Below are 10,526 nucleotides of genomic sequence, written 5' to 3'. Positions count from 1 at the left end.
TCACGGACGGCCCGCTCGCGCAGCTCGTCGGGATACTTCCGGGGTGCAGGCATCAGACCTGTGCTTCCCATCTGCCGAGGCAATCATGCCCGGCTTCAAGGCCGCTACGGAATCCGGTTCAGCTCAACTTGCGCCTGTGACAGAGGAGGCGCGCCCTCGGCCTTGGCGGCTCCCGCCTTCCGGAGGTCCTCGAGTACGACCGGAGAGGGCGGGTGGCGCGGCCATCGTGTTCGCGAGGCGCTCTGATTGTCGGCGTGCTCTACGCTCACGGTCGTGCGTGCCGAGCGTCGAACTGACCGTGGTACAACGCTGCTGGTCTCGCCTGCATCGCCTGCTGCAGGCGATGAACCCAACAGTTGCCTCCTTGCGACCAGGTCCATCTGCCGCAGGTGCATCGGTGCCTCACGCTGCCACCGGCGGTACTTGCGCAAATGCTGCCGTTCCTGGGCGCGGACCAGGCCATTGCGGGACAGTACCCGGTGGACCGTGGCCGGCGACGGCGCCGACTCCAGCCCGCGGCCGGACAGCTCGTGGGAGATCCGGCGGGCACCCCACCGGGGATGCCGGCGGCGCAGCTCGCAGATCTCGGCCTCAACCTCGGCGGACAGGCGCGTGGGACTGTTCCGCGGCCGGCGGGAGCGATCCAGCAGACCGGGTATGCCCTCCTGCTCGAACCGCCGCCGGCAGCTGTGCAGGGTCTGGCGCGAGGTGCCGTACCGGGCCGCGACCTCACCGATCGGAGACCCGCCGAGCACTTCGAGGACAGCCCGGTAGCGGTACTCGGCCAACTGCTGTACATCCACGACTCCGATGGAAGCACCCCTGCCGCACCGACAGTTGGGGGATAGCGGACGTTCAGCCGAACGTGTCAACCATGTCCAGAGCACAAACGGTTAAGCATCTCCTGAGAGCTCACACCGACAGCCTCCTTCCTCAAGTACGAGCCGCTCTCGACTCGTCAGCCGAACGCGTCGGTTTCGCTCAGGACGACTGGTCTGCGCCTGCCCGCAGCAGCGCTGCCATGCCCACCCATGACCGACGAAGCCGGTGCCAAGCGCGGAAGCTCGGCTCGGAACCCGGGTCGATCGCAACGTCGGATTTCAGGGGAGGTGGCGATCTCAAGTACCGCAACCGAAGCATGTGAATTGAGGTGCTTCACCAACTGCGAGTTAGTACCTATTTGTATCCCTCGGCACGCCTCTGACCAGGCGTTTTGTGTGGTTGGTCGAGAGTGAGGTCAAACGGCGGCGGTGAATAGGGTTAAGAACGGCAATCGAAGCACGTCGCAGTACGTGCTGCGCAGCCTGATCCGTAGCTGATCGGCACCCGCAGCACGATGAAGGGCCGCATCCCCGGTGACGGGGATGCGGCCCTTCTGCTGTGTGACAGGCGACGCGCTTGCCTGAAGTGCGCCTACTTGGCGAGCAGTTCGACCTCCGCGAGCGTCGCGGAACCGGTGCTCACCAGCCGGTAGTGCCGGTACGTGCCCGGGTCGTCCACCGTGAACACCCGGGTCTGCTGGTCCCAGCCGAAGGCCTCCCCCGACCGCTTGTCGAGCTCGGTCCACTTCGCACCGTCGTCGGAGCCCCGCAGCACCCAGCCCGTGGGGGCCTTCGCGTGCTCCGACGAGGTGAGGGTGTACTGGACCGCGCGGGTCGCGGACTCGACCGGCAGCTCCGCCGACTCGAACTCCGCCTTGGTGGCCGAGGTGTTGTCGAAGAGCGGACCGGTCGCGCTGATCGCGTCCGACCGCGGGGCCGGCACCTTGTCGTCCTTGGTGATGGAGACCGGCGCGGCGTCCTTGCCGGAGCCCCAGGCGGACGGCTTGGAGCCCATGTCGAACTCCAGCGTGCCGCCGCGAGCCAGCAGGTCGTGCGGCAGCGCGGTGGACTTCCAGGATTTGCCGTTGACCTTCAGCCCCTGCACGTAGATGTTCTTCGCGCTGTTCTTCGGAGCCTTGACGACCAGCCTGCGGCCGTTGTCCATGGTGACGGTCGTCTTGGTGAACAGGGGCGACCCGATGGCGTACTCGCCACTGCCCATGACCAGCGGGTAGAAGCCGAGCGAGGAGAACAGGTACCAGGCCGACTGCTCGCCGTTGTCCTCGTCGCCGTGGTAGCCCTGGCCGATCTCGCTGCCGGTGTAGAGACGCGAGAGGACCTCGCGGACCTTCTCCTGCGTCTTCCACGGCTGCGAGGCCGCGTTGTACATGTACGTGGCGTGGTGGGCGACCTGGTTGCTGTGCCCGTACATGCCCATCCGTACGTCGCGCGCCTCCGTCATCTCATGGATGACGCCGCCGTACGAACCGGCGAACTCGGGGCTCGCCGTCTCGGGGGTGGTGAAGTAGCTGTCCAGTTTGTTGCCGAGGCCTGCGCGGCCGCCGTAGAGGTTGGCCAGACCGCGGGAGTCCTGGGGCGCGGTGAAGGCGTAGCCCCAGCCGTTGGTCTCGGTGTAGTCGTAGCCCCATATGCGGGGGTCGAACGTGGTCGACGGGACGCGCCAGTCGCCCTTCAGGTCGCGGCCCTGGAAGAAGCCGGCCTTGTCGTCGAAGAGCTTCACGTACTCCTGGGCGCGGTTGCGGAAGTAGTCCGCCTCTGCCTTGTAGCGCTGCTTCTTGGTCTTCTTGTACAGCGCCTCCGCCATCTTGGAGATGCCGAAGTCGTTGTTGTAGCCCTCCAGCGACCAGGAGAGGCCCTCGTGCGTCTCGGTGGAGGCGTACCCGGTGAAGGGGGAGGTCTCCATGCCCTTGCGGCCGACACCCGAGGCGGGCGGCACCACGGTGGCGTTCTTCAGCGCCGCTTCGTACGCCGCCTCGGCGTCGAACTTCACGCCCTTGACGTAGGCGTCCGCGAAGGCGACGTCCGAGCTGGTGCCGGTCATCAGGTCCGCGTAGCCGGGCGAGGACCAGCGGGAGATCCAGCCGCCGTCCTTGTACTGCTGGACGAAGCCGTCGACCAGCTTGCCGGTCTTCTTCGGGGTGAGGAACGAGTACGCGGGCCAGGTCGTCCGGTAGGTGTCCCAGAAGCCGTTGTTGACGTACACCTCACCGTCGACGATCTTCGCGCCGGTGTGGGTGGGGGTGTCGGGACCGGTCTGCTGGGAGAACGGACTCGCGTACTGCTGCTTGGGACGGGACTTGGTGCCGGTGTTCTCGAAGCCGGAGTTCGGATACAGGTACAGCCGGTAGAGGCTGGAGTAGAGGGTTGTCAGCTGGTCGCGGCTCGCGCCCTCGACCTCGACCCGGCCCAGTACGTCGTCCCAGGCGTCCTGCGCCCGGTTCCTTATCCGCTCGAAGCGGGAGCCGGCCGGGATCTCGTCGGCGAGGTTCTTCTTCGCCTGGCCCAGGCTGATGAGCGAGGTGGCCAGGCGCAGGTTCACCGTGCGGTCGGTGCCCGCGTCGAAGCGCAGGTAGCCGGTCACGTCGCTCCCGCCGCCACCGCCGAGTTTGCCGCCCTGGGTGACCGGCGCGTCGAAGACGCCGTACACGAAGAGCCGGGTGGCGCCGGTGGACAGGCCGCTCTTGACGTCGGAGAAGCCGGTGAAGGAGCGGGTCTCCGGGGCGAGGGTCAGACCACCGGCGTTCGACACATTGTCGAAGATCATGCTGGCGTCGTCACCCGGGTAGGTGAACCGCATCATCGCCGCGTGGTCCGTCGGGGTCATTTCGGCCTTGAGGCCGTTCTCGAAGGTGACGCCGTAGTGGTGCGGCTTCGCGCTCTCCTTCTCGTGCCGGAAGGGCAGCGCGCGCCTGGTGCGGGCGGCGTCCGGGGTGCCCGCCACGGCGGACGGCATCAGCTGGAAGGTCTGCCGGTCGCCCATCCACGGACTCGGCTCGTGGCTCGCGCTGAACGCCTGCATCGTCGGCAGGTTGTCCGGGTTGTTGCCGCGCGCGTAGTCGTACAGCCAACTGGTGGTTCCGGCGTTGGTCACCGGCGTCCAGAAGTTGAAGCCATGAGGGACCGCGGTGGCCGGGATGTTGTTGCCACGCGAGAAGGAGCCGCTCGAATTGGTGCCGCGCGTGGTCGATGCGTAGTCCGAGAGATGCGCCAGGCGCTTCTCGGGCGCCTTGGGGGCGATGGTGATGTCGTCGATCCAGCCGCTGAACTTCGCGGGGCCCTTGGGGGAGTCGTACGCCACCACCACCCGGTCGACGGTCCGGCCCGCCGCGACCGCGCCGATCCGCGACTCCTTGTGGTTCCACTGGTTGACGTACAGGGTCTTGGAGGCGCCCTGACCCTGCGGTGAGAGCACGGCTCCGTGCTGGTCGAGGGCGCGCAGGTCGCTCAGACGGGTGCCGTCGGTGAAGGCCAGGTCCACCGACACATTCGTGGCCGGGTAATTGAGGTCGGTCTCCGGGAGGGAGGGGAAGACCCGGTACGACAGCTCGGTGTCCTTGGTGACGCGCGTATGGACGTCGAAGACCTTGTTGTACGAGTACGCGCGCCCGTCCGGCTTGTGCGTACCCGCGTAACGCAGGGCCCGCTTGCCCGTGAAGCCCGCGCCGGCCTTGGCCGTGGGCGAGCCCGAGGGGCCCCGGTCGACGTGGCTGCGCATGTCCTCGGGGACAGGAGCGCTCGTGTCACCGTTCGAGAATTGAACGTCCGCGAGCTGAGTGGCGTCCGAGGCGCCGTTGTTGCGGCTGATCTCAAGACGGTAGTGCGCGTACGCCTGGGTGTTCTCGAAGTCGAAGGTCTTCGTCTGCAGACGCTTCTCGAAGGCCTGCCCCTCGCGGGAGTCCAGGGACGTCCACTCCTTGCCGTCGGCGGAGCCCTTGAGAACCCAGTCCTTGGGGTCGCGCTCGGCGTGGTCATTGGCCGAAGTGAGGGCGTATGTGACCAGCTTGGCCGGTTCGTCCAGGTCGAACTCGATCCAGGCGGTGGGCTGGAAGGCGAGCCACTTGGTGGAGGGCTGGACGTCGACGAGGTTTTCCTTGGTCTCGCCGCCGCCCGCGTTCTCGCCGCTGGCCCGGACCTCGACGACCCGGTCGGTCACATTGCCCGGAATTCCGGCGCCGAAGCCGCCATCGACCCCGGATGCGCGCTTCCTCCCGTCAGGTTCGACTTCGACGGTGTCGCGCCAATCGGGCTGCGGTTCGTCCTCCTCGAAGGAGGAGCTGAACGACCGCGGCACGGGCGCGGGTTGCGAGGGCTGGGCGACGGCCACGGAGGGGGCCGTCACGGCGAGAAGCGAGGCGGCCGTAACGAGGGCGGCTGCCGTGTGGCCTTGTCTGGAGCGAGGTCTGCGTGGCATCCCGGGCTGTTCCTCCCCTTGGACAACGTTGTCATAGGTGGTGCGCAGCACCTAGTAGGGAGCCAAGTGGTCGACAGTGTCAAGGGTGTTGTACGTGCCGGGTGAGGCAAAGAGGGCGCGCCGGGTTGCGCGGAGCGATGTCGACGGCTACGTGCGCGTTCCCCAGATATCCGCGAGGTCTCAACTCGGGAAAGACTGCTGCCCAAACTTGCTTTCGATCTTGCTCAGTTGGCGGGAAGTGGACTATACCTGTCGGCGTCTACACCACATTTTGTGGCCGCGGACCAGGGGGACGGGGAACGGTGGGGGAAGCCTTGTTGTCGGCTGCCGCACACCGTGCCCGTATCTTCTGTAACCCAGTACGACCCAGCGTCATTTGACCGCGGTGGCGGGGCCCCTTCGCCTGAGGCGAATATGGACGGGCGACCGGTACACCGCCTGAGTCCTGTAGAAGGCGAGGACTTGAGCATGGGATCCACCTCCGCCCAGAACAATGAGGGCCTTGGCCGTCGTGACCTGATCAAGCGGTCGGCCGCTCTCGGCCTGATCGCTGTTCCGACGATGAGCTTCCTGTCCGCCTGCGCGAGCGGCGACAGCGGCAGCGGCGACAAGGTCGACAAGGGCAAGAAGACCGCCAAGAACCCCCTTGGCGTCAATGAGAGCGCGGCTCTCGAGATCGTGATCTTCGACGGTGGGTTCGGCACGAAGTACGCCGAGGACGCCAAGAAGATCTACGAGAAGAACTTCCCCAAGGCGAAGGTCAAGTTCGCCACGACGCAGAAGATCCGCTCGCAGCTGCAGCCGCGCTTCAACGGTGGCACCCCGCCCGACCTGATCGACAACTCGGGCGCCGAGCAGATGGACATGGGCGTCCTGGTCGGCAAGAAGCAGCTGACCGACCTGACCCCGCTTCTCGACTCGCCGTCCGTCGACGACCCGAGCAAGAAGGTCCGGGACACGCTGCGTCCCGGCATCGTCGAGATGGGCCAGTTCGACGGCGACCCGGTCTGGATCATGTACTACGCGTACACGGTCTACGGCGTCTGGTACTCCCAGACCGCGCTGGAGAAGCTGGACGTGACGTACCCGGAGAACTGGGACGACATGCTCGCGGTCTGCGCGAAGGCGAAGAAGAAGGGCATCGCCGGCTGGACGTACGCGGGCAAGCACCCGTACTACCTGCCGTTCTCGCTGTACCCGATGATCGCGAAGATCGGTGGCCGCGAGGTCCTTGACAAGATCGACAACCTGGAGCCGAACGCCTGGGGCGACCCGGCCGTCAAGGCCGCGTTCGAGGCGTACTACGAGCTCTTCAAGAAGGGCTACATCCTCAAGGGCACCCCGGGCATCGACCACATCCAGTCGCAGACCGCCTGGACCAAGGGGGAGGCGCTCTTCATCCCGAACGGTTCCTGGGTGGAGAACGAGGCCGCCAAGACGATGCCGGCCGACTTCAAGCTGTCCGTGGGCGCGCCGACCGGTCTCGACAGCTCGGACAAGCTGCCCTTCGGCACCATCTGGGCGTCCGGCGGTGAGCCGTTCATCGTTCCGAAGTCGGCGAAGAACCCCGACGGCGGCATGGAGCAACTGCGCATCATGCTCAGCGAGGCTTCGTCGAAGAACTTCACCACCAGCGCGAAGTCGCTGACGGCCCTCAACGGCGGCACGGACGGCATCGAGCTGACCCCGGGCCTCACATCCGCCACCGCGGCGCTGGAGAAGGCCGGGGAGAACGTGGTGAACCCCCGCCTGCAGGACTGGTACGTGAAGCTCCAGAAGGAGCAGATCGGTGTCGCCGGTCTCGGCGAGATGATGGCCGGCCGAGCGACCCCGGCCGAGACCATCAAGAAGATCCAGGCCTTCGCCGACGCGACGGCCAAGGATCAGTCCATCAAGCACTACAAGCACCAGTGAGTAAGCGTCACCAGCGGCGGCACACGCCGGAAGATCGGGGTCGGTAACCATGCAACACGGCAAGTACCGGTTCATTGTGGGGTTCTTGGCAGCCCCACTGGCGTTGTATGCAATCTTCGTCATTTGGCCGTTCATCCAGTCCATCTACTACTCGTTCACGGACTGGACCGGCCTGAGCCCGGACTTCAAGATGGTCGGCTTCGACAATTACAGCAAGATGTTGCAGGACGACATCTTCTGGGATTCGCTGTGGAACAGCCTGCTGTTCGCGCTGTTGCTGCCGCTGGTGACGCTCGGCCTCGCACTCTTCTTCGCCTTCATGCTCAATGTGGGCGGGCGGCGCCGTAAGGGCGCCGCCATCGGGGGAGTCCGCGGCTCGTCCTTCTACAAGATCGCTTACTTCTTCCCGCAGGTGCTCTCGATCGCGATCGTCTCGGTGCTGTTCGCCTTCGCGTACAACCCGAAGGACGGCGCGATCAACGGGGCATTGAGGGCCGTCGGGCTCGACAGCCTTCAGCCGGACTGGCTCGGCGACCCGAACATCGCCCTCTGGTCGGTCATGGCGGTGCTCGTCTGGAGCACCGTGGGCTTCTTCGTGGTGCTCTTCTCCGCCGGCATGGCGTCCATTCCCAAGGACTTCTACGAGGCGGCGCTGCTCGACGGCGCGAGCCGGTTCACCACGTTCTTCAGGATCACCATCCCGCTGCTCTGGGACACCGTGCAGTCGGGCTGGGTCTACATGGGAATCCTCGCGCTGGGCGCGGAGTCCTTCGCGGTCGTCCAGATCATGACCGTGGGCCCCGGCGGCCCCGACTACTCGACGACCGTTCTGGTGCTGTACGTCTACCAAACGGCGTTCAGGGACGGCCAGGCAGGTTATGCGACAACGATCGGTGTGGCGCTGCTCGTCATCACTCTGGCCCTCGCGGCCCTGGTGATGCGGGTGGGCCGGCGTGAGCGGCTGGAGTTCTGATGAAGACCACTGACACCCCGCCCACAGGCGCGCCCGAAGACGCCCCGTCCCTGTCGAAGACCACCGGACAGGGACCCGCCAAGCCTAAGAAGGACGTGAGCGGCAGCACGCTCAACGTCTTCTCGCACGGCATCCTGATCCTCTGGGCCTTCATGGTCGTCATGCCGCTGCTCTGGGCTGTGATGACGTCCTTCAAGGACGACGCGTCGATCTTCGGGTCGCCCTGGTCGCTGCCGGACAAGTTGCACTTCGAGAACTGGTCGCGGGCCTGGTCCGAGGCGCACATGAGCGAGTACTTCCTCAACACGATCATCGTGGTGGGCGGTTCGCTCATCGGCACGCTGCTGCTGGGCTCCATGGCGGCGTACGTCCTCGCGCGCTTCGAATTCCCCGGGAACCGCTTCATCTACTTCCTCTTCGTCGGAGGAATGAGCTTCCCGATCATGCTGGCGCTGGTCCCGCTGTTCTACGTACTGAAGAACATGGGTCTTCTTGAGACCATCCCCGGACTGATCCTGGTCTACATCGCGTACTCGCTGCCCTTCACCGTCTTCTTCCTCACCTCGTTCTTCCGTACGCTGCCCAGTTCGGTGGCGGAAGCGGCGATGATCGACGGGGCGTCGCACACCAGGACGTTCTTCCAGGTGATGGTGCCGATGGCCAAGCCCGGCCTGATCAGCGTCGGCATCTTCAACTTCCTGGGGCAGTGGAACCAGTACATGCTGCCGACGGTGCTCAACAACGACCCGGACAACCGGGTGCTTTCACAGGGCCTGGTCGAGCTCGCGACCAGCCAGGGTTACAAGGGCGACTGGTCGGGCCTCTTCGCCGGCCTGGTGATGGCGATGTTGCCGGTCCTGGCGGCGTACATCATCTTCCAGCGCCAGGTCGTCGCCGGCCTGACCGCGGGAGCCATCAAGTAGTGCGCCCTCCGGGGGCACGTCCGCCTCGTCCGAACCGCCCGCCGGCAGCATGCCGGCGGGCGGTTCGGTGTGTCCTGCAGCTGTCTTGCAATGCTCAAGGTCTTGACGGGAGACAACCCGAAAGGCTCAGCTTAGAGTTCATATGTTGGAGGAAGGGTGGGGTCCTCATCGATGCGGCCCCGCCCGGGACGGCCCTCGGGCCGTCCGCCTAGGGCAGGAGTGGATGAGTCAATGGAGACTCCGGGGTCGCAGACGTCTTTGCACCGGGCCAACCTCGAACGGGTCGTACGCGCCGTTCGCATGGCGGGTTCCCTCACTCAGGCAGAGATCGCCAGGACCACAGGGCTCTCCGCAGCCACGGTCTCCAATATCGTTCGTGAGTTGAAGGACGGCGGGACCGTCGAGGTCATCTCGACCTCCGCGGGCGGCCGCCGGGCCCGCAGCGTCTCGCTGAGCGGTGACGCCGGCATCGTCATCGGCGTCGATTTCGGTCATACGCACCTTCGCGTCGCCGTCGGCAACCTGGCCCATCAGGTGCTCGCCGAAGAGGCCGAGCCGCTGGACGTCGACGCCTCGTCCGCCGAGGGCTTCGACCGGGCCGAACACCTGGTCAAGCGGCTGATCGCGGCCAGTGGCATCAGCCAGGACAAGGTCATCGGCGTCGGGCTCGGCGTGCCGGGACCCATCGACGTCGAGTCGGGCACACTCGGCTCGACCGCGATTCTGCCGGGCTGGAAGGGCATCAACCCCAGTCAGGAACTCGCCGGGCGCCTGGGCGTGCCCGTGTACGTCGACAACGACGCCAACCTCGGCGCGCTGGGCGAGCTGGTCTGGGGGAGCGGGCGCGGGGTCAAGGACCTGGCGTACATCAAGGTCGCCAGCGGCGTCGGCGCGGGCCTGGTCATAAGCGGCCAGATCTACCGCGGCCCCGGCGGAACGGCCGGCGAGATCGGGCACATCACGCTCGACGAATCGGGCCCCGTTTGCCGCTGCGGCAACCGCGGCTGCCTGGAGACCTTCACGGCCGCCCGGTACGTCCTGCCCCTGCTCCAGTCCAGTCACGAGCCCGGTCTGACCATGGAGAAGGTGGTACAGCTGGCCCGCGAGGGCGATCCCGGCTGCCGCCGCGTCATCGTGGACGTGGGCCGCCACATCGGCAGCGGTGTCGCGACCCTCTGCAATCTGCTCAACCCCAGCAGGGTCGTCCTCGGCGGCGACCTCGCCGAGGCTGGGGAGCTGGTGCTGGGGCCGATCCGCGATTCGGTCTCCCGTTACGCCATTCCGAGTGCGGCGCGGCAGCTTTCCGTGTTGCCCGGAGCGCTCGGCGGCCGGGCGGAAGTGCTCGGCGCGCTGGCTCTGGCACTCAATGAAATGGGCGATTCGACCCTTCTGGACAGTACGTTGCCCGCTAGTACACCTGCCTTCACTTAGATAACGAATGGCACCGTTGTCATCTCGTTAAG

The 10,526-nt window shown here is 66.2% G+C and carries 5 protein-coding genes and 1 pseudogene; 4 read left to right on the top strand and 2 right to left on the bottom strand.

Going from position 1 to position 10,526, the window contains the following annotated elements; genetic code table 11:
* Positions 1 to 368: 368 nt before the first annotated feature.
* Positions 369 to 812, bottom strand: a pseudogene (locus QMK30_RS38870) (helix-turn-helix domain-containing protein); the annotation flags it as partial.
* A gap of 601 nt (positions 813 to 1,413) precedes the next feature.
* Positions 1,414 to 5,253, bottom strand: a complete 3,840-nt coding sequence (locus tag QMK30_RS22375) for a GH92 family glycosyl hydrolase (RefSeq protein ID WP_283520068.1) — start codon at positions 5,251 to 5,253, stop codon at positions 1,414 to 1,416.
* A gap of 468 nt (positions 5,254 to 5,721) precedes the next feature.
* Between QMK30_RS22375 and ngcE the strand changes: the two genes are divergently transcribed.
* From ngcE to QMK30_RS22355, 4 genes are all read left to right on the top strand, one after another.
* Entirely contained in the window at positions 5,722 to 7,167 is a 1,446-nt protein-coding gene (gene ngcE / locus QMK30_RS22370) for an N-acetylglucosamine/diacetylchitobiose ABC transporter substrate-binding protein (protein ID WP_283520067.1), read from the top strand.
* A gap of 49 nt (positions 7,168 to 7,216) precedes the next feature.
* Entirely contained in the window at positions 7,217 to 8,140 is a 924-nt protein-coding gene (locus QMK30_RS22365) for a carbohydrate ABC transporter permease (protein WP_283520066.1), read from the top strand.
* Positions 8,140 to 9,063 carry a carbohydrate ABC transporter permease gene (locus QMK30_RS22360; RefSeq protein ID WP_283520065.1) on the top strand — a complete coding sequence of 308 codons (924 nt, stop codon included), beginning with the start codon at positions 8,140 to 8,142 and terminating at the stop codon, positions 9,061 to 9,063. The genes QMK30_RS22365 and QMK30_RS22360 overlap by 1 nt, the downstream gene beginning before the upstream one ends.
* A 231-nt stretch (positions 9,064 to 9,294) precedes the next feature.
* Positions 9,295 to 10,494: an ROK family transcriptional regulator gene (locus QMK30_RS22355; protein WP_283520064.1), complete on the top strand. Its 1,200-nt coding sequence runs from the start codon at positions 9,295 to 9,297 to the stop codon at positions 10,492 to 10,494.
* Positions 10,495 to 10,526: the final 32 nt, after the last annotated feature.

Origin of the sequence: Streptomyces sp. H27-C3, assembly GCF_030063415.1 — a bacterium.
In the GTDB taxonomy this organism is placed as follows: Bacteria; Actinomycetota; Actinomycetes; order Streptomycetales; family Streptomycetaceae; genus Streptomyces.
The sequence above is the reverse complement of the archived record's forward strand: the minus strand, read 5'-3'. Positions and strand labels throughout refer to the sequence as shown.

Coding starts and splice junctions, on each gene's coding strand:
- QMK30_RS22355 (WP_283520064.1), top strand. CDS start 9,295: ATGGAGACTCCGGGGTCGCAGACGTCTTTGCACCGGGCCAACCTCGAA.
- ngcE (WP_283520067.1), top strand. CDS start 5,722: ATGGGATCCACCTCCGCCCAGAACAATGAGGGCCTTGGCCGTCGTGAC.
- QMK30_RS22375 (WP_283520068.1), bottom strand. CDS start 5,253: ATGCCACGCAGACCTCGCTCCAGACAAGGCCACACGGCAGCCGCCCTC.
- QMK30_RS22360 (WP_283520065.1), top strand. CDS start 8,140: ATGAAGACCACTGACACCCCGCCCACAGGCGCGCCCGAAGACGCCCCG.
- QMK30_RS22365 (WP_283520066.1), top strand. CDS start 7,217: ATGCAACACGGCAAGTACCGGTTCATTGTGGGGTTCTTGGCAGCCCCA.